The organism is Rhodanobacter sp. DHG33 (assembly GCF_014843005.1).
Classification (GTDB): Bacteria; Pseudomonadota; Gammaproteobacteria; order Xanthomonadales; family Rhodanobacteraceae; genus Rhodanobacter_A.
On the sequence record NZ_JACYXM010000002.1, the window covers coordinates 521,831 to 546,318 of the forward strand.

A 24,488-nucleotide genomic window follows, 5' to 3' on the forward strand; every position below is an offset into this window, starting at 1 on the left:
GTAGGGTTTTCTACTTAGATGCCCTGCTTCTAAAACACGATCCTTCGACCGTCCAAACCAAACGAGGGCGGTCACATGGCAACCGAAGCAGTAGCAACGCGTGCTTACCTGCGCGTCTCCGATATCAATCGCAATCGCCGCACCGGTGCCCCTGGCCTGTTGCCGGTGACCACTTCGACCTGGTGGAACTGGGTGAAGGCCGGCAAAGCGCCGGCACCAATCAAGCTTTCTCCGGGTTGCACCGTCTGGCGCGAAGCTGACGTATTGATGTTCGCTGAGTCGCTGGCGAAGGCGGCGGTGTAATGAGCCGCCCCCAGAAACGCCAACGCCCGGGTCGGACCGGGCGTCAGGGCAAAACCAAAAAACTTTCGAGCCTCAACAATACCACCACCGGCGCTCAGCGGCATCGTCTCCTGGCCCACCTGAAGTGCAAGGCCATCGACACCATCACGGCACGCCGTGATCTGAATGTCATGCATCCAGCCATGCGCGTGAAGGAACTTCGCGAAGCCGGCCACCCCATCGTCACCGTGCGCATCAGTCGCGCCGATACGGAAGGGCGCCAGCACCATAACGTCGCGCTGTACACACTGATGTCGGGAGGCTCGCGATGATGGGGCGCACCTCCAATACCTACCTGCCCAAGGACTGGCACAGTCGTTTGCCCGATCCGGCTGCCTACTACACGCAGCACCTGGACAAGCTGGGTGACGTCGCAGCCAACGGCTGGGCGATGGCGTTGTGTCCATTCCACGATGACTACGAGTCATCCCTGAGCGTGAAGTTGATCGGCATCAAGGGCGCCTATCGCTGTGACACCTGCGGTAACCACGGCGACATGGTGGCCTTCCACATGGCCCGCACCGAACTGCCGTTCAAGGAAGCGGTGCGGGATCTGATCGGGCTTAGGGGGCGCGGATGAGTGCCGTGCGCTCAATCGTGACTGATCCCGTAGGGCTACTGCTCTCGCGCCTTGATGGTGTGATGGCAGCGGGTAAAGGCTGGCGTGCTCGATGCCCAGCACACGGAGGTAGATCGCGCTCGCTCTCGATAGTGGCGGGAGACAACGGTGCAGCCCTGGTGCATTGCTTCGCTGGCTGCCAGATCCATGACGTCCTCGGCGCAGTCGGCCTCACCGTCGGCGATCTCTTCCCGACACGCGACCTGGGTTCGCTCACGCCGGAGCAGCGTCGTGAGGTGCGCCGAGCGGCTGCTATCCCGAAGTGGGCCGGCGCTCTCGACGTGCTGGCCATGGAGGCCAACGTCATGCTGCTGGCAGCTGCTCAACTGGATGAGGGCAGGTCGCTTCATCCGGACGATCTCAACCGCCTCCGCATTGCCGCTCTGCGCATCTTCGACGCCAGGGAGGTGCTGCATGCACGCTGATCCGAGGGATGACTTCGACACCTACGTTGATAGCTATGCGCCAGCGCCGGCGGAGACCATCCTGCCTGGTGACGACGCGGAACCGCCCAGGCTGCCGCTGGCCAGTCGCGTCGGGGCCGCCATGCAGCCGTTCACTACGGAGGAGCTTAACGCCGCTGCTGAATCGCATCCCCACGCATTCGAAGACGGTGAAACCGGCTTGTTTCCCATCGGTGAGGTATCGATCGTCGCCGCGCAGGGGCGCGAAGGTAAGACCTACAGCCTGGTGGCGATCGCTGCCGGCTACGTCCGCGGCAAGCGCCTGGGCGGCCTCTTGCCGGCCAAGGATCGGCATGCGGTCATCTACAGCGCCGAGGACGACCGGAAGCAGTACGCACGCAAGGTGGCGGCTCTCCGTTGGCTCCATGGCGATACGAGCAGCTCTGCCACCTGGTGTGATCGGCTCATCGTCCCGGATCTGGACGCGCCCGACGTGGCTGAGTGGCGCGAGTTGGTGAAGGTGATCGACCGACGCCCGATCAAGGCCCCGATGGTGAATGCCTTAATCGACGCTTTGACGCCGCGAATGACCGATCCGGTGCCGCCTGGTCTGCTGATCTTCGAGACAGCGAGCACGCTGAGTGATGCCGAGGAGGACAACGCCGGACTGAGGACTCTGGTTGGCGCACTGAAGCAGATCGCCCGCGAACTAGGGGTTGCCGTCGTCCTGGTTCACCACACGAGCCAGGCCGGCACCAAAGAACTCAGCACGCTGAGCATCGGCGTGAGCGACATCCGCGGCGGCACGGCGTTGGTCTACAACGCCCGCCAATGCTTCATGCTGATCAACCTGGGTAGCGATGACGATCCGTTCGCTGAGACTGATGCTCGCACTCTACTGCGCAAGCTGGCGGCGCCCAACGACACAGCCAGGATCTCGGCACTGATCTGCCTGGACAGCTCCAAGGCACGCGATCCGGCTCCGATCTTCCTGCGCTGGCGCTCCACGCCGAGCTTCGGCCCTGCGTTGGAGGAAATCACGCCGCCGTCGTCGATCGCCGGGCAGCGGTGGCGGAAAGTGCTCGCCATGCTTCACGGTAAGCGCGCTGAGGCTCGCGATGACGCCAAGGCTACCGAGACAGCGGTCAAGGTCACGGGCGTCGTAGAGGCTGTCAGGAAGCTTCAGGCGAGCAACACGCCGGCCAGCGCGAAGGCTGTCTCCGTGGCATGCGGCCGAACCAAGGAATGGGCGCTTCCCTATCTGCAACGCGCAGTCGAGCAAGGCCTTCTGACCACCAGTGTCGAGCGACTCAAGCAGGCGCCAAGGGAAGTGACGATCTATCACGCAATCGACTGGGCAGAAGGCGAAACGGAATGAATCTGCCCACTGCCTTCACGAATCGCACAACCACGCCGCTTCGACTGGGCAAGCGACTGGGCAGATTCATTTCTGCCCACTGCTACGGGAAGGAACGAGGCAGCAAAAGCGCGCCTTCATGGGCGCTTGCTGTCCGTTCCCTCCGCACCGTCAGCCGACTAGGCAGAGCAGATGCACATAGGGGTGAGGGGGATCTGCCTGCCCAGTCGAGTGCGCCGTCGAACCCGCAGACATCGCGCCCGCGCGTGCGCGCGAGGAAGCGCCGCCCAAGCCACCGGCATCGCGCGTACGCGCGCGCGAGCCACACTGAGGAGAACAACCGATGAGCAGCACCAGCACGATCAAGGAATTCCTGGTTCGCCTTGGCTACAAGGTCGACGCGACGGGCGAGCGCAAGTTCATCGATGGTGTGAACAACGCGACCAAGATGGTCAATGACCTCGGAAATGCCCTCAAGGTGATCGCCGCTGGCGGCGCGGCGGCGGGTGTCATGGCCTGGATGGGCAAGATGGCCTCCTCCATGGAAGGCCTGTACTACTCCAGCCAGCGCGCCGGCGCTTCCGCGAAGAACCTGCAGGCCTTCGGCTATGCCGCCTCGCAAATGGGCAGTTCTGTGCAAGAAGCACAGGCCACCGTCCAGGGCTTCCATCAATGGATGCTCAATATGCCGGGAAGCGAGATGTGGCTGCATCAACTTGGAATTGGAACACGCGATAGCAATGGCAAGCTGCGCGACGCAACGGATCTGCTACAGGACTTCGGCAAGAAGCTGGCGACCATGCCGACTGCGCTGCAGAACAAATACGCCCAGCTCCTGGGTATTCCGCTGAATCTGCGCCTCGCTCTGCAGCAGGGCATGGGCGGGTACATCGAGGACTACCGCAAGATGCTGGCCGAAGCCGGCATGGATTCGGACAAGGCTGCGAAGCGGTCGCACGACTTCATGGTGCAGGTGCGTGGCCTCGGCGGCGCCTTCCACATCCTCGGCCTTAGCGTTGCCGCGGGCCTGATGGGCGACCAAGGCGGAGGGGGGGCGCTCGATCGCTTTCGGCATCTGCTGCTCAGCCATTCCGAACAGATCACGCGCATCGCCCGGAACATCGGCAATGTCTTCAACAACCTGTTCGAGCGCGTGCTGAACTGGCTCGACAGCCTGGACTGGAACAAGGTCGACAATGGGGTCAAGAAATTCCTTGATGGCCTGGATGGATTGTCGAGTTCGATGGAGATACTCAAGGTTGCTGCGTTCGCTCTCGCAGGAGCGCTCACGCTCGGCGTTCTGCGCAGCATCACCTCAGTTATCGATGGATTGGGTAGGTTGATCCCGATGCTCGGAGCAGGAGGTGCAACCGGTTCCATTCGCATGTTCGGCGCCGCATTGGCCGGCATCAATATGGGCGCCTTGGCGGCAGTGCTTGGCGCGGCTGGTTTGGCATATTCGCCGGCCCTTGGTGGAAAGCGTCGAGCTGATGGAAGTTATGAGGATGAACTTCCGCGACCGACCTCAATTCCCGGAACGGACACGAATTCGCTATGGGCCAAGGTACGTGGACAGAAGTCCGCCTATCTGGGCTCGAGCTATCAAGCTGCACTCTTGCTGGCAAATCGCTACTACGCGGCAGGTGACCAACCTTCGCAGACCGACCTGCAAAAACAGGCTGCGGCGATTCTGGCGGGCAAAGTGTCCGCGTCGGATATGCCTGGTCATAGCGACCCGTTGGGCATTCGAAACAACAATCCGGGGAATCTCCGCACCGGCGCCGGAGGTGCAATTGGTGCCTACGCAACACCACAAGCTGGCCTGAATGCTTTGGCCAACCAGTTGATGTTGTACTACTCGGGTCAATCGCGGGCGGCACGTCATCCCTTGACTACCTTGCGCGACATCATCAGCACCTACGCTCCGAGCAGCGAGAACAACACGGCCGCGTACATCACCGACTTGGCCAAGAAGCTGAGCGTGTCCCCTGATCAGCAGCTCAACCTGCGCGACCCGACGCAGCTCCAGGCCTTGATGCGCGGCATCGTGCAGCACGAGAACGGCATGAACCCGTACAGCGCTGAGATGTTCCGCGCCGCAGCTGGCAACACGGCGCAGACGCGCGGGCGCCCAGGCTCGATCACTGCCACGACCAACATTCATGTGACGGGCAATAGCAACCCTCTTGCCACGGCGCAGGCGGTCGCTGGACAGCAGAACAGCGTGAACCAGCGCTTGTTCCGTGACTTCGCGGTGCCGGTCGTATGAGCATCCTCTCGATGCTCGAGCTGGCCACTGCCGGGCAGTTGGTCGACGTGCTGCTACGGAGCAACCGGCAGATCGGTGTGCAAGTGATATGTTCCAGGCCTATGCGCTAGGCGCGCGCGATGTGAGCCGGTTGGGTGGTGGGTCAATATTGTCGATCTTCCCTGATCTATCAGCACACTGCGGCTTCTTCTTGCCCCGCCACCCAGACACCTTGCACTTTCGTCAAGGGGATCAGAACCGTAGTGCCACAAGACCCCATCGTTGACCCGGTTGATTTTTCTACAGGCCCAAGTGTGGCCTTAAATTCAGCCTTATCCTCAACGACGCTTACGCTGACTAGCTGCATGTACCCGGATGGAAGTTCCAGCGTCGATGAGTAGGGAATATCCTTTTTATCTATCGTCGTTCGATGAAGCACCGAAAGAGCTTCGACAAGGTTTGGATCGGCCGCATCGGGCAAAACGATGATGCTCTCCTTGCGTTTGTACTCCGAGTCTGTGAGTGATATCCGGAGAACAGAAACAAGGTCGTTGAGGCCGGTTGAGTGTTGCGCTGCCCGGGTCGGCAGGACACCAGCAGCAAGTAGGCCCATCAGAAGCACTGTGCCAGCAAGCTTCATAGGTTCATCTCCAGTGACATACTCGATTTGGTTACGTCGAATGATTCGGCTTCACGCGCTCGAGCGTTAAACACGCTTTGTTCGTTGGCTGCGTACCATACCCATGTAGACCAAGAGCGCCGCGAGAGCCACCGCGAAAAAGGGAAGTCCGCTATGGATGCTCCCACCCTCCCACTTGTATCGGGCATAGCCGCAGATGCGAAGAACGAGGGGATATGTCCCAGCAAACATAAAGATACCGAACGCGACTAAATAGCCCATTCGCTTCTTTCGTAGGACAACCACACCAGCTGACGCCGTCAAACTCCCAATGGCAGTAAGAATGAGGTTCTCCAGGCGCCAATGACTTGACCAAAGTTCCGAGTTAAAAGTCGCGCCGTGCAAGGCGCCCGCTGCTGATAACTCGGTAAAAATTCGCACCATTGCATCGGTACGCATCCATCCCATCACCCCGATGGCACCCATGCTGATACCCGCGACGATCAGTAGTGCTCCAGTTATCCGATGGAACATGTTCTCGCCCCCCTTATCGAAAGCAGATCTGACCATCTTCCTGCCAATAAGGGGTGGTGACAATGTCGCCTGACCGAGACGCGCAGGCATAAAACCGCCCCATACCACGGGCGGGTTCAGTGTTGCCACTATGCGCTCAAGTGGGCCTGCGCTCTGCTTAGGTCCGCTTTCTACCCAAGGCGGACAATGTGTTGTCGCATGACTTGTTACCCACGCGCCTTGTCGAGAACTCCTCCTAATGTGTGCCTACTGAGAGCAGCCCATGCCTGCGGGGGAGCGTATGAACAAATGGTTGATTGCGGCCGGCTTGTTAGCTGGACTGTTGGCGCCTCTGCTTTCGTCAGTAGCTCACGCGTCCGCGGCATGTAAGCCAGGCACGAAGCTCTCGGAAGAGGGCTTCGTGCCCATCGACGGGATCGAGCAGTGGGTGACCATCCACGGTGCGGACTGCGCCAACCCGGTTGTGTTGATCGTGCATGGCGGCCCGGGTAATCCGTCAACACCCTTTGCAGAGAATGTCTATGGTCCGTGGGAAAAGGACTTCACCCTCGTCCAATGGGACCAGCGCGGCAGCGGCAAGACATTCGCGCAAAATCCCGATACGGCCAACCGTGCGCTCACGATGGCGCTGCTGGCGAGGGATGGTGTGGATGTGGCTAGCTATGCGACGCGTCGCCTGGGGAAGCGACAGGTGATCCTTTTGGGTGGCTCCTGGGGTTCGGCGCTGGCAGTCAACATGCTCAAGCTCAAGCCCGAGTTGTTCTCTGCCTACCAAGGCTCATCGCAGTTGGTCGAATACCGTTCGAACCAGAGCGCCACCTATGAGCGCATCCTGGAATTGACGCGCGCTGCCGGCGATAGCAAGGCAGTTGCTTCGCTCGAGGCTCTCGGTGCACCACCGTGGGAAAACCCGCGTGCCTTCGGCATCGTCCGCCGGATCACCCGCCGGTACGAGGCAAAAGCCACTCAACCCGCGCCGGACTCGTGGTGGCAGTACCCGTTGCAGTACGAGACTACGGCCTACCAGGCTGCATACACCGCCGGCGAAGATTATTCGTACATGCAGTTCGTGGGCATGAGGGGCGATGGCATGCTCTCGCGCATCGACTTGCCCGCGCTTGGCACGAGCTTTCTCATGCCGGTCTTCATCATCCAAGGCAAAGAAGATCTCCTCACCATGCCGGCTGTTACCAAGGCGTATTTCGATCGCATCCAGGCGCCGACCAAGAAATACATTGTGCTCGACAAAGTAGGTCATGATCCCAACCCGCTCATGATCGACGCGCAGTTCAAAGTGCTGAAGACGCAGATCGTCCCGCTGATTCACGACTAGAGCGAACGAGTCGTCCAGTTCGCGGGCTGCATTGTCCATCAAGGAGCTGCTTTGAGGTCGAGAACAGGTAGCTCAGCCCCAGAGCTAAGGTCGTTCTTAGCCCGCGACAAGATTCCAGCCATTAGCCATTGGCAGCTTCATACCTCGGCACAGCAGCAGTGAGCTCAGCAATGTAAGTCCATGCCAGCACCCCTCGTCGCAGAAAGCGTCGATTCGGAACACGCAGATCCCAACTATGACACGCTCTTTCCCTGCGACCTGGACGGCGAGGCCACAGACTGCGCCGAGGAGCTGGGGCACGAAGAAGCGTTGCGCGGTTCCTCGATTCGCGTGTCGTGTTTATAGATATCGCGACGCTCTGGAGGCAATTCTTCTTGGGCTTGCCGACTGATGTTTCAGTGATCGTTGCAGGACAAGGCTGCAGAGGATTGTCAGATAGAACACCGCGCTAGCAGTCGGTATCGCAGTCGCGACTACAGATGCGAACACATTTTTTTCTCCGCGACTCACCCTTGTTTAAGGGGGGATTTTGCACGCTCCGCTTACAGCGAGGGTCAGCCAGGAGTTTAGCGAGCAGGGTAGTAATCTCTCGCTTTTCTTCATCTGAATAGCTCCGGGAGATAGAGCGAGCTTTTGTCTCATAGAATCGCTTGGCGAGCATCGGCGCCACCGACTCGAAATCGAGGCCCTCCCCATCTAGCAATAAGAATTTTTCGAATGAGACTTGATCGCCTCTATCGCCTAAAGATGTGCGAATCGGGCCAACGCCAATCCACGTGATTTTGCCCGCGATAGCTTCATGGCCGGCCCAAGGATGTTTTGAACCAATTCCAACTACAGCATCAAACGCCCTGTTCCTGATGGAGCCCATGCAGTCGGATGATCCGAAGACGCCTCGCTCATCAGGGTCGCCTCTATGAGTTTGTTTGTATGTTAGGACGCGCATTTATCTGACCTCTGGCACAGGCATCGACCTCCTGGCCATATCATCTACCCCATGCGCATCCGTGTGGCCGCACTCCGGGCATTCGATCAAAGCCATGGGCCCTCCTTGTAAGATGCAGTAAGGCGTACTGATGCTGGCGAGTCAGAGCCAACGCGATACGCCGCCATGATGTGAACACGTCCCTCGATGGCTCTGGCTGAAGCTGTAACTGCTGTCCCTGCATTGAGCGGTCGCACCCGTAGGGACATTGCCAGAGATGGTATGCGCAGGTCGGTGGACGGCATTGCCAGTTTTGTTGACGTAGCTTCCTGACTCGATCAGCCGATCATCGTGTGCTGGCGGTGTCGGTTGCTGTTGCGTCTGTGGCGTTGGCTGGGGTGGTGCGACTTGGTAGGCAGGTGTGCCCGTAGCAAATGCGCAGGCCAGACCAAGCACAACCGCCAGGAAGCGTTGCCGATGCATGAGCTTTCCCCTGGTTGCCGGTAAGCTCCGGCAAGCACGCACCCCCTGGTACGCCTGGGCAATATAGTCCTTTTCAGCGCGTTTGCTTCAGGGCGATATTGTCGTCGAGGCGCTCCTTCCGATCAGACAGATCTAGCGGATCAACCCGCCTGCAGCGCCTGGCTATACTCGGGCGCGTTAACCGGGTCTGCCTGGGTGGGTTTCCGCGAAGTCGAGAGCAGGGGGCGTTGCGGTCCATATTGCGTGTCGCAACATGTATAACCGGATGTCGGGGCTCGTATATTCAGTAGTCAGCTATCAAGGAGGATCTATGCAACGTGTACTTCGTAAAGGCGCTTCAAGCGTGTACCTACAGTACGACGATGTAGGCGACTCGATCGGCGCCGATAACTTCGTGGTAACTGTTCGCAACCATGCTGTGATTCTCAGCTTCAATCTACGACCGGTCGACTCAAACCAGAAATCGGACGAGGAGCGTCTACACTCTGAAGAGCTTCGGGAAATCCATCTGTCAGATAATTACGTTATCGAAAACCTTTCCTCGTTCTTGTCGTCGCCAAACATGGCCGTACAAGAGCTCGTGGTCGAAATCGCGTCCTGTGGCAAGGTCTTGCACTTCCCTATAGCAATCGGCCCTGCTGGTTTAGGAGTTTTGCCATTGGTAGTACAGCGGCAAGCTAGCTAACAATTCGTTCAAGACGGAGCTCCGACGCCGCTTATGTAGCCCTGCACGGACATCGCATCAGGCTTCGCCTACATCGCCGTACGCCATTCCCCGCTGTCCAGCCAGGTGCCGTTGCTGCAAATTGTCATGGCCCGGGAAGTCTGGTTCCTCTACCGATGCACCGTGCGCCCGAACCGTTGCTGTCCCCCCTGCGCGGTTCACTGGCCCCCGAAATGGGGGCCTTTCTTTTGGGCGGATCTGGCAGTCGTCTACGGACGTTGCTATCGGGCGGCGTTGCCAGCAACCTGGTTAGGTTCGCTTCTGACCCATAGCGGACATCATCCGGTTCGTGAACTGGCTTGAATCGGCGTCATGCTTGCGCCGGTGCTGGGCAATGCTGCCCGAGTAACAAGTGCACGATCATGTTGCATGTTTCCTTTCCTTCCGAGTCTCCGTTGTTGGTGCGCGCTGCACGTGGCCGCTATCGGGTGACGAGCGGTTTGTTTCCAATTCATCGACTTGGCCAACGGCATACTCCAGCAATGCGATCACCTGGCTAGCGCGTTCGCGCTGCCCGATGACCACGACACCCACCAGATAGAAACAACAGGCGAGAATCACCGGAGCCCACAAGAAGGGATTGCTGCCGCCTTGCTTGAGGAGGGTTGCGGCTGCTACAGCGACCGCCATCAATGCAGGGAACAGGCCAATCTTGCGGATGTCTCCAGCAAGCATGGCAACCCTTCCGTCTGAGACTTCATGGTGGTGGCGATACTGGACCAGTCCATACGCCAGCGTTGGTTTGTCGAAATCCTTGAGGCGGGCGAGGAAATCGGCATCCGCTACGAGATCCTTTTTGAGTGGTCTCAAAATGGTGGCAAAACGCTCATGACGGTGCCCCCAGAACATGCTTGCGATGTTGATGATGGTCGTGACCATGTACAGCGCAGCCAGCAGCATTCCGATGAGGTAGATGATCTCGACAGGCTCAGGTACCCCGTGAAGAGGCTGGTTCGATGCGAACCTATACCAGACGGCAACGATGGCCAGACTGATCATGGTGGTGATGAACGCGAGCATTAGCGCTTTCTCGATGTGCTCCATCCATCGCATGCTTGTGGATGCAGTGGATTTTCTGACGCAGAGTGTCATCTCTTGCAAAAGCTGGAACAGCGCATCGAGCTTTTCCTGTTTGGGCACGGCCGTCATTCTCCTTGGGCTGATTGAACTTCAATCGGTTATCACCGGCCGATTGCGTCGTCATGTTGCATAGGTCGAGAGGGAAGGTGTGATGCCGCCTTGCCCGAAGCCGACATTACCCTTACCCCGGTATCGAGTCTGACGAGGCTGCCGCGGCCTGACTTGGACAGTCACCCCGACGCGCTGGGGGTAACTTTGGGGGTAACTTTTTGTCTGTAACTCCAGCGATCATTACAGAACAAGGGCTCCCGGTGGTTGTTGGATAGACGCCACCGCTAAGGGATCTCAAGAACCGACAGCCTCGAGGAATCGAGGCTGTCGGTTTTTTCTTGCCGGCGATGCCATGAAGATTGCTCGATGGTTGCAATGGATATCGAAAGTGGTGCCGATGTGTTGACTAGCCGACACCGCACTCGTGGCCCTTTCATCGAGGCAGTCTCGCCGTATATCGACAGAAGGCGGAATGCCGCATGCGTGGATGCATCTGTCTTGTGTTATTCACATCGCGACTATGCGGAGTAGACGAATACTGGCACGGTATGTAGGCGTCGGCTGACAATGCATCCGAGCATGAGATGGCAGAGTGAGTGAGGCATTGCCTATGCGCCGTTTGTCACGCATCGTGAGACAGGCGTCGCATTTGGGTACGGTGCCGCGGTTCGTGGCCAGCGCATGGGCGTGCTGGCTTGTATTCTTTGGCCAGGCGCATGGGATGGATAGGGGCACCAGCCATCGGCAGCCGGGTGTATTCATCTAAGGAGAGAAGGGCATGATCCAGATCGTTATGATCGACGACCACGAACTCGTACGCACGGGTTTCCGCATGATCCTTCAGCAGCAGCCGGACATGCAGATCTGTGGCGAGGCGGGCAGTGCGGAGGAAGGGCTGCGCCTGATCCGCAGCCTCAAGCCCGACGTCGCCCTGGTCGATGTGCACATGCCTGGCATGAGCGGCATCGAACTGACCGAACGGGTGTGCCGGGCCGAGTTACCCACGCGCATCGTGGTGGTTACCGTGGTGGACGATGGCCGCTTTCCCAAGCGGCTGCTGGATGCCGGCGCCTCGGGGTATCTGACCAAGGGCTGCAATGCCGACGAGTTGGTGGCGGCGGTACGTCAGGTAGCCGGAGGGAGGCGTTACCTCGCTCCAGTGGTGGCCCAGCAATTGGCGCTGGCTACATTGGACGGAAGCAGCTCGCCTTTCGACGTGCTTTCCAGCCGTGAGCTGGAAGTGGCCATGATGCTGGTGCGCGGCAAACCGCTCACGATGATCGGCGAGCAGCTCAACCTCAGCCCCAAGACGGTATCCACCTACAAGCAGCGCCTGATGGAGAAGCTGCAGGTGGAGCATGTGCTGGGGCTGGCCTATCTGATGACGGAACATGGCCTGATCGATGCGCCGAACCACCAGGTGGGGACCTGAATTTCCGGTACCGGGTTAGCCACGCCGCCAATAAAAAAAGCCGAACCCGCGGGTTCGGCTTTTTTGTTGATGGGCGGGACGTCGCTCAGGGGGCGGCGTCGTGCCTCGGTTCTTCCGTGGATTCCGATTCCGTCGCGGCATCGTCAGGCTTGGCCTCGGGCTCGGCAGGTGCCGCAGGGGCAGGGGCATTGCCAGTTCCGATGGCGTGACCCAGCAGGTCGCCCTGCTGCGGATGCGCGGGTACCTGTGTGGGTGCCGGTGCGACATGTCCGTTGACGCCTGCGTGTGCGGGCGCCGCATGCGGCTCCGTGTCGACGAAGGGTGTCGGCGCCGCTGCCGGGGTCGCTTTCTCTTCGTTCGCGGTAGGCTGCGGCGCGGGCTCGCGCGGACGATCCGCTTCGACGGCAGGGGCAATCGCCTCGGCCGGGTGTGCCGCTTCCGCCGCGGGCACGTTCGGTGCGGCAGGCTTTTCCGGGATCGGCGGCAGCGACGGCAGGCTGAAAGCGGTAGCGACGGCAGCGGCCAGCGGCGCCTCGGTCAACACCGTGCGGACAGGTTCGGGGCGAGGCTCGGTCCGTGCCACTGGTGCGCGCGGCGCAGGTGCCGGTCGTGGTGCTACGGGAGCGGTCTCGGCCGGCGTGCTGGGTTCGGTTGCGGCAGGAGCGGGCGCGGCAACGGCCGAGGCCTGCACTTCGGCTGGCGCAGCTGCTGCGGTGGGCTTGGCCTGGGTGTCGTCGGTCTCGGCCTCGTCACGATCCTCGTCGTCCAGCTCGCCGGCCTGCTCGGCGTCTTGCGTCGTCCCTGCGGCTGCCTCGTCGTGACGGCGGCGGCGGCGGCCACCGCGGCGGCCACGGCGGCGGCGCGACGGGCCTTCGGCGTCGCCGCTGGCCGCATCGGCGGCTACTTCCTGGTCATCGGCCACGGGGGCGGCGATCAGCTTGGTCTCATCGAGCGCTTCGGCCGGCACGGCTGCAGGGCGGGGCGCCGGGGCTTCCGACTTCGGCGTTGCCGGAGCGGCAGCTGCAGCGGCAGGCGTGGCCGCGGGCTTGCGTTCGGGCTGGGCGGCCTTGGCGTTGTCCGCATTGCCGTTGCGCTGTTGCTGACGATCCTGTTGACGCTCTTGCTTCGGCGCCTGGTTGGCCTGCTGCTGGCGTTGCGAACCTTCGCCCTTGTTGCGGCCGCCCTGCTGCTGCGCGTTCTGCGGCTGGTTCGGCTTGGACTGCTGCGCATTGCCGTCGCGGCGTTCGTCGCGGCGCTGTTGCTGCTGGCGATTGCTGTTGTTGCCCTGCGCGTTGCGGTTGCGTTCGTCGCGGCGCGGCTGCTGCTGGCGGTTGTTGCCGCGTGCGTTGTTGCGGTCGTTGCCGCTAGCCGGCGCGGCAGGTGCGGCGGTGTCGGTCGCGGCGGCGCCGCTGCGGAACCAGCCGAACAGGCGGGAGATGATGCCGCCGCTGCTCGGGGTCGCGGCGGCCGGCGCAGGCGCGGCCTGGCGACGAGGTGCCGACTGCTGTTGTGCTTGCGCGGATGCGGGAGCTTCTTCGCGCACGGGCGCCGGCGTCGCGGGCACGATGCCGCTGACGGCGGGCTGCTCGTTGCTGCCCAGCGCCTGGCCCATCTTGGGCAGGGGCGCGGCTTCGACCGCGGTGATGCGCTCGTAGCTGGGCTTGCTGTGCTCGCCCATGTCCGCTTCCTTGATCCGCTGGATCGCGATGTGCGGCGTTTCGAGTTTGTCGTCGGCCACGATCACCACGTGCGCCTTGTGGCGCAGCTCGATCTCGACCACGCTGGCACGCTTCTCGTTGAGCAGGAAGTTGGCGACCGTGGGCGGCGCCTGCACCAGCACCTGGCCGGTGTTGTCCTTCATCGCGTGCTCTTCGATCAGGCGCAGGGTGGACAGCGCCAGCGATTCCACGCTGCGGATGTGGCCGTGGCCTTCGCAGCGCGGGCAGACGATCTGGGTGGCTTCGCCGAGGCTGGGGCGCAGGCGCTGGCGGGAAAGCTCCAGCAGGCCGAAGCGCGAGATGCGGCCCACCTGCACGCGGGCGCGGTCGAGCTTGAGCGCGTCCTTGAGCTTTTCTTCCACCTCGCGCTGGTGGCGCGGGCTGTCCATGTCGATGAAGTCGATCACGATCAGGCCGCCGGCGTCGCGGATGCGGCACTGGCGGGCGATCTCCACCGCGGCCTCGAGATTGGTGTTGAACGCCGTTTCCTCGATGTCCGAGCCCTTGGTGGCCTTGGCCGAGTTGATGTCGATCGCGGTGAGCGCTTCGGTCTGGTCGATCACGATCGAGCCGCCGGAGGGCAGGCGCACCTGGCGGTCGAACGCGCTCTCGATCTGCGTCTCGATCTGGTAGCGGCTGAACAGCGGGGTGTCGTCCTTGTACAGCTTGAGCTTGCGCAGCGAGGTGGGCATCACCTGCTGCATGAACTCGCGGGCGTCCTCGTACAGCGATTCCTCGTCGATCAGGATCTCGCCGATGTCGCTGCGCAGGTAGTCGCGCAGGGCGCGGATGAACAGCTTGGATTCCTGGTAGATCAGGAACGGCGCCTTGCGGTCGCTGGCGGCCTTGGAGATCGAGCGCCACAGCGTCAACAGGTAGTCCAGGTCCCACTGCAGCTCTTCGGCGTCGCGGCCCAGGCCGGCGGTACGCACGATCAGGCCCACGTCGTCGGGGACGGTGACGTGCTCCAGCGCTTCCTTCAGGGCCTGCCGGTCCTCGCCCTCGATCCGGCGCGAGACGCCGCCGGCCTTCGGGTTGTTCGGCATCAACACCATGTAGCGGCCGGCCAGCGAGATGAAGGTGGTCAGGGCGGCGCCCTTGTTGCCACGCTCTTCCTTCTCGACCTGGACGACGACTTCCTGGCCTTCCTTCAGCAGCTCGCGGATGCCCGACTTGTGCGGGTTCAGGCCGGGGGTGAAGTACTGGTCGGCGATTTCCTTCAGCGGCAGGAAGCCGTGGCGTTCGGCGCCGTAGTCGACGAAGCAGGCTTCGAGGGACTGCTCCACGCGGGTGATGCGGCCCTTGTAGATGTTGGCCTTTTTCTGTTCGCGGGAGGGGATTTCGATATCGAGATCGTAGAGGTTCTGGCCATCGACGATGGCCACGCGCAACTCTTCACGCTGAGTTGCGTTGATCAACATGCGCTTCATTGTAATTTTCCTCGGCTCGTCCGCGCGTCGCGTGCCACGGTGGCGCCGAGGTGGCGGCCTGCCGGGGATCGCGCCGCTGCGGTAGAGCGGCTCATGTGACGGCGCCTTTACCGGGCGCCCGGATGTTCGGGTTGCTGCACCAGACGCGCCCAAACCAGAAGGTTTCGGGCAAACGACGGCCCGAACCGTTACGATGAAAGGGAGTCGCGACCGCTGCTTGGGAATGATCCTTGGGCAGTCGGCGCAATCCTCGCCGGCGTGACGGGCGGGGCCCCGGCCCGAACCGGTCTCGGCGGGCAGGGAATGGCGCCCGCCGAGTATCCTATTTCGACAGGTTTTTTTCAATGCAGACGGCAACTTCCCGCGACGTACCTCAAGGTGTGCGTCAAGTCGCAATTGGCCCCGAGCGGGACGGCCAGCGCATCGACAATGCGCTTGCGACCCTGCTCAAAGGCGTGCCGAAAAGCATGATCTACCGCTTGCTGCGCACCGGTCAGGTACGGGTGAACGGCAAGCGCGCCAAGCCGGATACGCGCCTAAGTGACGGCGATATGTTGCGAATTCCGCCGATCCGGCAGGCTGAACGCCACGAAGCGCAGGCGGCGCCCGATGCGATGATCGCGTCGGTGGCCGAGGCAGTGATCTTCGAGGACAAGCACTTCCTGGTGATCGACAAGCCTTCGGGTATCGCCAGCCACGGCGGCAGCGGGGTCAGCCATGGCGCCATCGAGCTGCTGCGTGCGGCGCGCCCGAACGAGTCGCTGGAGCTGGTGCACCGACTGGACCGCGACACCAGCGGCGTGCTGGTGCTGGCCAAGTCCCGCGCCGGGCTGACCGGGCTGCAGGCGGCGATCCGGGCCGGCGAGGTCACCAAGCAGTACCTGTGCCTGATGGTCGGCCACCCGCCCAAGGCCAAGTTCGACGTCAACGCGCCCTTGCGCAAGTCCGTCTTGCAGGGCGGCGAGCGCATGGTGCGGGTCAGCGATGACGGCAAACCTTCGCTCACCTTTTTCCGCGAGATGGAGCAGTACCCGGGTGCCCGCCTGATGCAGGCTACGTTGGGAACCGGTCGCACCCATCAGATCCGCGTGCATGCCGCCCATGTCGGCTACCCGCTGGCAGGCGACCCGAAGTACGGCGACCGGGAGATGAACAGGCGTTTCCGCGAAATGGGGCTGCAGCGGCTGTTCCTGCATGCCTCGCATCTCAGTTTCGATCTGGACGGGCGCCTCTACAGTTTTTCCGCGCCCTTGCCCGACGATTTGAAGACGTTCCTCGACGTGCTGGCCGTCAAGGGCAAGCACCTGCCGTACATCCAGGCGGCCGCTAAAGAAAGAAACGGGCGCTGACTTCCAGCGAACGCAGCAGGCTGCCTACCAGGCCGGCTTCCACCAGCAGAGCGCAGGCGGCGTGCGCGATGGCCACTGGCAGCAATGCGCGCGAACGCCGGAAGCACCATGCCCACCACAGTTCGCCCAGCAGGCAGAGCTGCATCAACATCTCATTCGGCGTGTGCATCAGCGCGAACGCCAGCGCCGTGAGCAGCACGGCGAGGGCGGCGGGCACCCGGCTGTCTTCGAGGCGGCGCAACAGCACGGCCAGCATCAGCCATTGCTGCAACACGGCCCACGACAGATACATCAGCGCATGCCCCAGCGGCGGCGTCACCCATGGGCCGCCGAAACGGGTGATCAGACCAAGTGCCAGAACCAGCGGGGCGAGCGGCATCAGCCACGCGCGCCGGCTGCCCAGCCAGTGCCAGCTCACCGGGCGCTGCCGCCACTCGGCCTGGGCCGCGAACAGCAATGCGCCGGCGAACACCAATCCGCTGGGCACGCTCAGGCGCAATCCTATTTGCAGGCCAACGATCAGCCACAACGGGCCAGCGAGGCAGGCCAGCAACTCCAGCCAAAGGCGCCACTGCCGGCGTGGAGGGTGCAGGGCCAAGGCGAGCAGAGCCAGCAGATAGCCGAAGGCGCCGGCCCATGGAATCCAGTTGGACTCCATGGCTTCATGGGCGGTCGTGGGCATGTCGCCCTGCGGCAGGATCAGCGCCCCGGGTCGCCATCGCCAGACCTCGCTGCGCAATGCCAGCTGCGCTTCCGCCGATGCGTTTCCGGGCAAGGCAATCCAGGGAGCGGCCGGCAGCGAAGGATCGGCAAGCCGACGCGCAGCCACGGATGGATCCATCGACAGCTGCAATGCTGGTTGTGTGGGCACGGGCAGAGGGATGTCGCTGCGCAGCGACACCTCGTCCAGTCGCAACGAGGTGTGCGCGGGCAGCGCCAGTTTCAGCCGCAGCGTTTCGATTCGTGTTGGCGCGGGGCAGGCGTTTCCGTCGGCAGCCTGCCAATGCAATTGGCGCAGATCCAGCGCCAGTTGCAGCGGGCCAGCGGGAACGGGTATTTCACGCCAGCCGGAGCAGCCAGGTTCGCCCAGTCGCGGTTGCCATGCCACGCCCAGTTGGAACGGGGCATCCGCCGCGCCATGCAGCGTGAGCAGCGGCCAGTGCTCCGGATCGAGCATGCCGCGCACCGGGAGGCCGATCTCGAAAGGTGTCCCGTCGCGGCTGCCGATGCGCAGACCGTTGCCGGCGTGCACATCGGCGGCACCGAAAGCGCGCGAGGCAACGAGATCATGCGGCCGGCGCAGCGACCAATGCCAGAGCGGCTGGCCGTGTTCGATCAACGCAAGCTCGCGGTTCGCTTCCGCGTGCAGGTGCAGGGCGACGATGCGCGCGGCCAGCATGCGTAGGCCGAACAACAGCAACACCACCAGCAGCGCGAAACCGGCGGCGGCGAACCATCGGTGCGCAGCGGCACGCATGCTCAATGCGCCAGCAATGCCTCGACCTTGGCCGCGCAGATGATGTCGTTGAGCGACAGACCGCCCACGTCATGGGTGGACCACAGCAGCTGGCAATGGCCGTAGCCGGCCTCGATGTCCGGGTGGTGATCCTCGTGATTGGCCATGAAGCCCACCGCATTGATGAAGCCCAGCGTGTGGCGGAAATCGGGGAAGCGGAAATCCTTGACGATGGCGTGACCGTCCGCGGCGAGCTTCCAGCCGGGCAGCAGCTGCAGCAGCTGGGTGATCTTGTCCGCGCTCAGCGCATGCTCTTTGCCCTTGCGCGGCTGGCAATGCTGGCTGGCGAAGTCGTGAATGTTCATGGCAGCTCCATCGGTAAGCAAAGGCGAGGCTGCGCAGCGTCGAAGTTGCGCGCGCAAATGTCAAAACCCGCAACGGCGGCAAAACAGTACTAAAATGGTGCTGATTCGGCGAGCCGCGCTGGCGCGGTCGCCACGATATCCGTCACAGGTGAAGCATGATCGAGATTTCCGAACGCGCGCAGCAGCATTTCCGCCGTTTGCTGGCGCAACAGGGCAACGAAGGCATGGGCATCCGCCTGCACGTGACCGCGCCGGGTACGCCCGCGGCCAATTGCGAGCTGGAGTTCTGCGAGCCGGCCGAACTGGCAGGCAACGAATGGACGATCGAATGCGCCGGGTTCGACTTCCATGTCGCGGGCGACAGCGCCCCGTGGCTGGACGGTGCCAGCATCGACTTCGAGCCCAACGTTACAGGCGGCCTGCTCAACATCCGCGCGCCGAAGATCAAGGGCGATGTGCCGGGACTGGAAGCCGGCGTGATCGAGCGCGTGCGCTACGTGCTCGATGCCGAGATCAATCCGCAGCTGGCTTCGCATGGCGGCCGCGTCACCCTGCTGGAGGTGGATGCCGAAGGCGTGGTGCTGCTGCAGTTCGGCGGCGGCTGCCACGGCTGCGGCATGGTGGACGTCACGTTGAAGCAGGGCGTGGAAAAGACCCTGCGCGAGCGCGTGCCCGAGATCACCGCGGTGCGCGACGCCACCGACCACAGCGGCGGCAAGCAGCCGTACTACAGCAAGCATGAGGGCAAGTCGGCGCTGGGTTGAGCCGTTTATCCAGCTCGACAGAGCTTGTTGCAAACCGCGTGTGCACCGGAAAGCCGGTGACGTGCGTCATCCCGTGCGCAGGCAACCCGGCGAGATCGGCGTAAGCTGCGGCCCCGGCTTGGCTACTGCTGGCGTGCCAGTTCCATGATGGCTTCGCGTATCCAGCGTTGCCCGCTGTGGCCATGGTTGCGTTCATGCCACAGCATGCTCACGGCGAAGCCCGGCACGGGGAACGGGCATTCGACCACCTTGAGCGTCTCGCCGCGATCGCGCACCAGCCGTTCCGGCACCAGGGCGACGAAGTCGGATTGGGCGACGATTTCAGGCACGAACAGGAACGACGCTGCGGAAAGCGCCACGTTGCGCTTGTAGCCCAGAGCGGCGAGCCCATCGTCCACGGGAGTTGCGAAATCGCCGCCATGCAGCGAGACGATGACCTGATCCAGCCGCGCGAACTGCTCCACCGAGAGCCCCCGCCGCAGTCCGGGGTGCCGATGTCTGCCGATCAGCACGTAGCGCTCGTCGAACAGATGCCGGCTGCGCAGGCTGATCGGTCCATGCTCGGGTGTCATCAACGCCAGATCCACTTCTCCAGTGGCCATCTGTGTTTCCAGCTGCGACGGATCGAGATGGCGCAAGGCGATACGCACGCCGGGCGCCCGTTTTCGCAGGGCAATCGCCAACGGCTGGACCACCGTCTTCTGCAGGTAATCGGTGCAGGCGATGGCAACCGTGAGCCGGGCACGCAGTGGGTCAAAATGGCGATGTTCGGCCAGCGTGGCACGCACCTGGTCTAGTGCGTGGCGGAGCGGACCCAGCAGGTCGAGGGCCTTCGCCGTGGGCGTCATCCCGCGCTGTACCGGTATCAGAAGCGGGTCATCGAACAGCTCGCGCAGGCGACTCAATTGCGCACTGACTGCAGGCTGGCTGAGATGCAGGCGCTCTGCCGCGCGCGTCACGTTCTGCTCCACCAGCAGAGTTTCCAGCGTGACCAGAAGATTGAGGTCCAGGCGCTTTTTGGTATCCATTGAATGGATGATAGGCGGAAATTTATTTGATTTCACAAATGTCACGGTGACATCGAGACTGCGCGAGGTCCTGCTCTCGAGTCCCGCGAAGGTCATGCCATGCAACGAATCGACAAGAAAAAAATCCTGATCGTCCACGCCCACCCCGAACGGACATCCGTGACGTCCCAGCTCGCCGGAATCTCTTCCGAGGCGCTGAAGGCCCAAGGCCACGAAGTCATGGAGTCCGATCTGTATGCGATGGGATGGAAGGCAGTGTTCGATGATCGGGATTTCCCTGTCCGTGCCAATCGGGCCCGTTTGTCCTTCATCGAGGAATCGGGGCATGCGTTTTCCAGCGGCTGCCAAACTCCGGATGTCGAAGAAGAACAGCGCAAACTGTCGGCGGCCGATGCGGTGATTCTGCTGTTTCCGCTGTGGTGGTTCGGCATGCCGGCGATCATGAAAGGATGGGTGGACCGGGTGTGGGCTTTTGGTCTGGCCTATGGCTACCAGGGAGCCGGCAACACCTATCGTTATGGCGAAGGCGGGTTCGCGGGAAAGCGCGCATTGCTGGCGGTTTCAGTCGGCGGACCGGCGGAGGACTATTCTCCCCGCGGTATCAACGGGCCGCTGGAACAGCTGCTCTTTCCCATCACGCATGGCACGCTGTTCTTTCCCGGCATGCAGGTGCTGCCCACTTTCGCGGTGTACGGAGCGGTCCGGATCGACGCCAAAGGCATGGCGGATGCAGCCGGTGCCTGGCGTGGCCGGGTGGAGCGGCTGTTCGACGATGCGCCGATCGCCTTCCGTCCGCAGAACGGCGGCGACTATCCGGATCGTCATGTGCTGGCCAGTCATGTCGCACCGGATCAGACGGGTCTGATGGCTCATGTCGCCGATACCTGCCGCGTAGCTCTGTACGAGAGAAACGAGGCGCTTGCGTCCTCCGTATCCGCGCTGGAGACCTGAGAGCCGCGAAAGCGGAAGCTTCATGGAGGGGCGTTCGTAGGATCGCTGGCAGTCCTGCCCAGCGGGTGGCACGGTGTCCAGCGCAATCTCTAACGAAAAAGCCCGCCGAATGGCGGGCTTTTGTGTCGTGAAGCGCACGGCGCAGCGATCAATCGCCCTGCACGTGACCCTTCAGCGTGTCCAGCTTGGTCGGCAGGCTGGAGAAATAGGCGGAGATGTCCTCGATGTCCTGGTCGGACAGCGTGGCCACCATGCCTTTCATGATCGGGTTGCTGCGGCGGCCGTCCTTGTACTCGTGCAGCACCTGCTGCAGGTATTCGTTGTACTGGCCGGCGAGGCGCGGGTACTGTGGGTCGACCGCGTTGCCGTCGGCGCCGTGGCAGGCGAAGCAGGCGGCGGCCTTGGTCTTGCCGGCGGCGGGATCGCCGCTGGCCAGCAGCGAAGTGGAAGCGAACGCCAGGACGGCGCCGAACGAGAGCAGGGCAAGTGCGCGTTGCATGCGGAGTCCTTGGTTACTTGGTCGGCGTGATGCTGGACAGGTAGGCGGCGATGTCCTTGATGTTCTGCTCGGACAGGCTCTGCGCCTGTGCCTGCATCGTCGGATACCCACGATCGCCGCTCTTGTAGCCGTTCAACGCAGTGATGATGTACTGCTCGTTCTGCCCGGCGATCTTCGGCACGGGGTAATCCGGATAGGCGTTGGAGTAGCCCGGCACGCCGTGGCAGCCGGCGCAGGTGTAGACCAGCGTGCGTCCCGCGGCCTTGTCGCCGGTTTGGGCATGCGCGCTGGTGGAGGCCAGCAAGGCGGCAGTCACAGCCAGGCCAAGCAATTGCAGTCGAATCATCGAGATCGTTCCCCAGGTGCGGCGGCAGATGCGATTGAATGCAGCAACCGCCGCAGTATAGACAGCAGCTCCCGGCACGGACAACCTGCCGTGCCTCCGCCGCTCAGAACAGGCTGCGGACGATGTGGATGCCCGCGCTGTATTCGCCCACGATGGTGCCCAGGCTGACCAGGAAAAAGTTCAGCAGGGTGCGCGCCACGCGGTTCTTCCACCAGCCGCTCCAGTGCACGATGTCGTCGCGCAGCGTGTCGAAGTCGGCCACGCGCGGACGGCGCACCCAGGCCTCGGCCATGGCGCTGATGCCGCCGGCGGGAATGCCGGGGCGGAATGGCTTGATCGGCGCCGCGATGAAGGCGGCGAGGATGCTGAGCGGATGCGCGCCGGCGGCAATCGCGCCCAGCGCAGCGAAACCGCCGGTGAACAGCACCCAGGCGGTGAGCACCTGTGTACCTAGCGCCGCGTTGCGATGGAAGGCGAATGCGATGGCCGCGAACACGGCCAGCACCAGACCCACGGCCAGCCATTTCGGCCAGCGCGCTTTCGGCGGCGATTGCGCCAGGTCGGCGGCGGTCGCTGCCGGGTCGCCCTGTTGTTCGCGCAGGCATTGGCACATGCCTTTCAGGTGGCCGGCGCCGATGACCACCAGCACGCGGCGCGGTTCGGCGGACGGCGTGCGCGCGGCTTCCTCGCGCAGGCGTGCGGCCATGTAGGCGTCGCGCTCGCCGATCAGGCTCTGGTACAGCGGCTGGGATTCGCTGGCGAACTCGCTGAAGGCGCTTTCCAGCATGTCGCCTTGCTTGAGCTTCTCGATTTCGCTGGCGTCGATCTCCTCGCGCTCGAACACGCTGGCGAGCAGGCCGCCAAGCAGGCCGAAACGCTGCCAGAAGCCCACGTTGTGCCAGGCGCGCTTGAGCGTGGTGCCCACGTCGCGGTCGACCAGCCACAGCGGCAGGTTGCGCGCGGCGGCGCCGTCCATCGCGGCCTTCATTTCGGCGCCCGGCTGGATGCCGGACTGTTCGGCGAGGCGCTTCTGGAAAGTGGAAAGCACCAGGCTGGCGGCCACCATGCCGGCCTTGCCCTGGCGTATCACCTGGAACAGATCCATGCGCTTGAACGCATCGGGGTCGCGCATGCCCTGCGCGCGGCTTTCGCACAGCTCCACGGCGATGGCGTCGAAATGCTCATGGTCCAGCAGCGCCTGCACCGCCTCCATGCTGGTGCGCGAGACGTGCGCCGTGCCCAGCACCACGTACTCCACCCCGTCGCGCGTCACACGTTCGATGGGCTGGTCCTTCAGCACGGCGGGCAGGGGAGAAGTGGATTCGGGAGCACTCATGCGCAAGGCGTATCGGTCACTGGGAGACCACAAGCATGGGGACGTGCCTTGCGCGAAGCAAGTCGAAAGTGCGGCCAGGGGCAGCCAGCCACACAATTTCCGCGACTCAAAGATGCTCGCAGAGGTATTTGAAGAGTGCGGCCATGGATGGCCGCCCGCGTGACTTTCGCGATCAGGGATGATCGCAAACTAAAATCAGTCCCGGAAACGCTTGAGCAAGTCGCCGTAAGCGTCGATGCGGCGGTCGCGCAGGAACGGCCAGATGCGGCGCACGTGCTCGCTGCGCTGCATGTCGATCTCGGCGATCAGCAGTTCGCGCTGGTCGGTACCGGCCTGCGCGAGGAATTCGCCCTGCGGGCCGGCCACGAAACTGGTGCCCCAGAACCGGATGCCCGCGCCGACGCCGCTGGGGTCGGCCTCGTGGCCGGTGCGGTTGCAGGAGAGCAGCGGCAGGCCGTTCGCCACCGCATGGCCGCGCTGCACGGTCACCCACGCTTCGCGCTGGCGATCCTTCTCGCCCTGCGCGTCGTTGGGATCCCAGCCGATCGCCGTGGGGTAGAGCAGCAGTTCCGCGCCGGCCAGCGCCATCAGGCGTGCGGCTTCGGGATACCACTGGTCCCAGCACACCAGCACGCCCAGCTTGCCCACCGAGGTCTGGACCGGCTCGAAGCCGAGGTCGCCCGGCGTGAAGTAGAACTTCTCGTAGAACGCCGGATCGTCGGGGATGTGCATCTTGCGGTACTTGCCCGCGATCGCCGCCGAGCGGTCGAACACCACCGCGGTGTTGTGGTACAGCCCGGCCGCCCGCTTCTCGAACAGCGAGGCCACCACCACCAGCTTCAGCTCCTCGGCCAGTTTGCCGATGCGCGCGGTGCTGGGGCCGGGGATGCTCTCGGCCAGGTCGAACAGGTCGACCGATTCGTGCTGGCAGAAATACGGGCCGTTGTGCAGCTCCTGCAGCAGCACCAGTTCGGCGCCGGCCTTGGCGGCCTCGCGCAGGCCGGCCTCGATGGCATCGAGGTTGGCGTCGCGGCTGCCGCGGTCGGTTTCCTGCAACAGGGCGGCTTTCAGGATCTTGCGGGTCATGGCGATTCG

General features: G+C 62.9%; 24 protein-coding genes. 12 read left to right on the plus strand and 12 right to left on the minus strand.

What is annotated here, in order from left to right; translation table 11 throughout:
* The first annotated feature begins 75 nt into the window (after positions 1-75).
* The 6 genes from IHE46_RS05310 (at position 76) to IHE46_RS05335 (ending at position 4,991) form a co-directional block, all read left to right on the plus strand.
* A complete protein-coding gene (locus IHE46_RS05310) occupies positions 76-303 on the plus strand; it encodes a hypothetical protein (RefSeq protein WP_225562803.1) in 228 nt (75 codons plus the stop codon).
* Positions 303-614: a helix-turn-helix domain-containing protein gene (locus IHE46_RS05315; RefSeq protein ID WP_192163564.1), complete on the plus strand. Its 312-nt coding sequence runs from the start codon at positions 303-305 to the stop codon at positions 612-614. The genes IHE46_RS05310 and IHE46_RS05315 overlap by 1 nt, the downstream gene beginning before the upstream one ends.
* Positions 611-922 (plus strand): CHC2 zinc finger domain-containing protein, encoded by a 312-nt coding sequence (locus tag IHE46_RS05320; RefSeq protein ID WP_192163565.1) that lies wholly within the window; start codon positions 611-613, stop codon positions 920-922. The genes IHE46_RS05315 and IHE46_RS05320 overlap by 4 nt, the downstream gene beginning before the upstream one ends.
* Before the next feature lie 158 nt (positions 923-1,080).
* Positions 1,081-1,386: a hypothetical protein gene (locus tag IHE46_RS05325; RefSeq protein WP_192163566.1), complete on the plus strand. Its 306-nt coding sequence runs from the start codon at positions 1,081-1,083 to the stop codon at positions 1,384-1,386.
* Positions 1,376-2,743 carry an AAA family ATPase gene (locus IHE46_RS05330; protein ID WP_192163567.1) on the plus strand — a complete coding sequence of 456 codons (1,368 nt, stop codon included), beginning with the start codon at positions 1,376-1,378 and terminating at the stop codon, positions 2,741-2,743. Before IHE46_RS05325 ends, IHE46_RS05330 begins: the two co-directional genes overlap by 11 nt.
* Before the next feature lie 322 nt (positions 2,744-3,065).
* A complete protein-coding gene (locus tag IHE46_RS05335) occupies positions 3,066-4,991 on the plus strand; it encodes a hypothetical protein (RefSeq protein WP_192163568.1) in 1,926 nt (641 codons plus the stop codon).
* Between the two features lie 169 nt (positions 4,992-5,160).
* On the opposite strand, the gene IHE46_RS05340 is transcribed toward IHE46_RS05335, so the two are convergent.
* Both IHE46_RS05340 and IHE46_RS05345 read right to left on the minus strand, forming a co-directional pair.
* Positions 5,161-5,610: a hypothetical protein gene (locus tag IHE46_RS05340; RefSeq protein ID WP_192163569.1), complete on the minus strand. Its 450-nt coding sequence runs from the start codon at positions 5,608-5,610 to the stop codon at positions 5,161-5,163.
* Positions 5,611-5,676: 66 nt separating this feature from the next.
* The gene (locus tag IHE46_RS05345; RefSeq protein WP_192163570.1) at positions 5,677-6,213 is read right to left on the minus strand and encodes a hypothetical protein; all 537 of its coding nucleotides are present in this window, start codon (positions 6,211-6,213) and stop codon (positions 5,677-5,679) included.
* Positions 6,214-6,403: 190 nt separating this feature from the next.
* Here IHE46_RS05345 and IHE46_RS05350 point away from each other — a divergent pair, with 190 nt between their 5' ends.
* A complete protein-coding gene (locus IHE46_RS05350; protein WP_192163571.1) occupies positions 6,404-7,456 on the plus strand; it encodes an alpha/beta hydrolase in 1,053 nt (350 codons plus the stop codon).
* Positions 7,457-8,543: 1,087 nt separating this feature from the next.
* Here IHE46_RS05350 and IHE46_RS17195 read toward each other — a convergent pair.
* A complete protein-coding gene (locus IHE46_RS17195; protein ID WP_192163572.1) occupies positions 8,544-8,864 on the minus strand; it encodes a DUF3761 domain-containing protein in 321 nt (106 codons plus the stop codon).
* Between the two features lie 310 nt (positions 8,865-9,174).
* On the opposite strand from IHE46_RS17195, the gene IHE46_RS05360 reads away from it, so the two are divergent.
* Positions 9,175-9,549, plus strand: a complete 375-nt coding sequence (locus IHE46_RS05360; protein WP_192163573.1) for a hypothetical protein — start codon at positions 9,175-9,177, stop codon at positions 9,547-9,549.
* A gap of 399 nt (positions 9,550-9,948) precedes the next feature.
* Here the strand turns inward: IHE46_RS05360 and IHE46_RS05365 are convergent, their stop codons facing one another.
* Entirely contained in the window at positions 9,949-10,728 is a 780-nt protein-coding gene (locus IHE46_RS05365; RefSeq protein ID WP_192163574.1) for a hypothetical protein, read from the minus strand.
* Positions 10,729-11,497: 769 nt separating this feature from the next.
* Between IHE46_RS05365 and IHE46_RS05370 the strand changes: the two genes are divergently transcribed.
* Positions 11,498-12,151 (plus strand): response regulator, encoded by a 654-nt coding sequence (locus tag IHE46_RS05370; protein ID WP_192163575.1) that lies wholly within the window; start codon positions 11,498-11,500, stop codon positions 12,149-12,151.
* A gap of 85 nt (positions 12,152-12,236) precedes the next feature.
* Here the strand turns inward: IHE46_RS05370 and IHE46_RS05375 are convergent, their stop codons facing one another.
* Complete coding sequence (locus IHE46_RS05375) at positions 12,237-15,299, minus strand: Rne/Rng family ribonuclease (RefSeq protein WP_192163576.1); 3,063 nt, start codon at positions 15,297-15,299, stop codon at positions 12,237-12,239.
* A 344-nt stretch (positions 15,300-15,643) separates the two neighbouring features.
* On the opposite strand from IHE46_RS05375, the gene IHE46_RS05380 reads away from it, so the two are divergent.
* On the plus strand, positions 15,644-16,648 hold the full coding sequence (locus IHE46_RS05380; RefSeq protein ID WP_192163577.1) for an RluA family pseudouridine synthase: 1,005 nt from the start codon (positions 15,644-15,646) through the stop codon (positions 16,646-16,648).
* On the opposite strand, the gene IHE46_RS05385 is transcribed toward IHE46_RS05380, so the two are convergent.
* A complete protein-coding gene (locus IHE46_RS05385) occupies positions 16,626-18,125 on the minus strand; it encodes a CPBP family glutamic-type intramembrane protease (RefSeq protein WP_192163578.1) in 1,500 nt (499 codons plus the stop codon). The two genes, IHE46_RS05380 and IHE46_RS05385, sit on opposite strands and share 23 nt — an antisense overlap.
* A 2-nt stretch (positions 18,126-18,127) precedes the next feature.
* Positions 18,128-18,469: a 4a-hydroxytetrahydrobiopterin dehydratase gene (locus tag IHE46_RS05390; protein ID WP_192163579.1), complete on the minus strand. Its 342-nt coding sequence runs from the start codon at positions 18,467-18,469 to the stop codon at positions 18,128-18,130.
* Between the two features lie 155 nt (positions 18,470-18,624).
* Between IHE46_RS05390 and IHE46_RS05395 the strand changes: the two genes are divergently transcribed.
* Complete coding sequence (locus IHE46_RS05395; protein WP_192163580.1) at positions 18,625-19,233, plus strand: NfuA family Fe-S biogenesis protein; 609 nt, start codon at positions 18,625-18,627, stop codon at positions 19,231-19,233.
* Between the two features lie 122 nt (positions 19,234-19,355).
* On the opposite strand, the gene IHE46_RS05400 is transcribed toward IHE46_RS05395, so the two are convergent.
* Entirely contained in the window at positions 19,356-20,399 is a 1,044-nt protein-coding gene (locus IHE46_RS05400; RefSeq protein ID WP_343229991.1) for a LysR family transcriptional regulator, read from the minus strand.
* On the opposite strand from IHE46_RS05400, the gene IHE46_RS05405 reads away from it, so the two are divergent.
* Positions 20,361-21,212, plus strand: a complete 852-nt coding sequence (locus IHE46_RS05405; RefSeq protein WP_192163581.1) for an NAD(P)H-dependent oxidoreductase — start codon at positions 20,361-20,363, stop codon at positions 21,210-21,212. The genes IHE46_RS05400 and IHE46_RS05405 overlap by 39 nt on opposite strands.
* Before the next feature lie 148 nt (positions 21,213-21,360).
* On the opposite strand, the gene IHE46_RS05410 is transcribed toward IHE46_RS05405, so the two are convergent.
* From IHE46_RS05410 to IHE46_RS05425, 4 genes are all read right to left on the minus strand, one after another.
* Positions 21,361-21,711 (minus strand): cytochrome c, encoded by a 351-nt coding sequence (locus IHE46_RS05410; protein ID WP_192163582.1) that lies wholly within the window; start codon positions 21,709-21,711, stop codon positions 21,361-21,363.
* Between the two features lie 13 nt (positions 21,712-21,724).
* Positions 21,725-22,057: a cytochrome c gene (locus IHE46_RS05415; RefSeq protein ID WP_192163583.1), complete on the minus strand. Its 333-nt coding sequence runs from the start codon at positions 22,055-22,057 to the stop codon at positions 21,725-21,727.
* 103 nt (positions 22,058-22,160) lie between these two features.
* A complete protein-coding gene (locus IHE46_RS05420) occupies positions 22,161-23,393 on the minus strand; it encodes a TraB/GumN family protein (protein WP_192163584.1) in 1,233 nt (410 codons plus the stop codon).
* Between the two features lie 195 nt (positions 23,394-23,588).
* The gene (locus IHE46_RS05425) at positions 23,589-24,479 is read right to left on the minus strand and encodes a carbon-nitrogen hydrolase (RefSeq protein ID WP_192163585.1); all 891 of its coding nucleotides are present in this window, start codon (positions 24,477-24,479) and stop codon (positions 23,589-23,591) included.
* Positions 24,480-24,488: the final 9 nt, after the last annotated feature.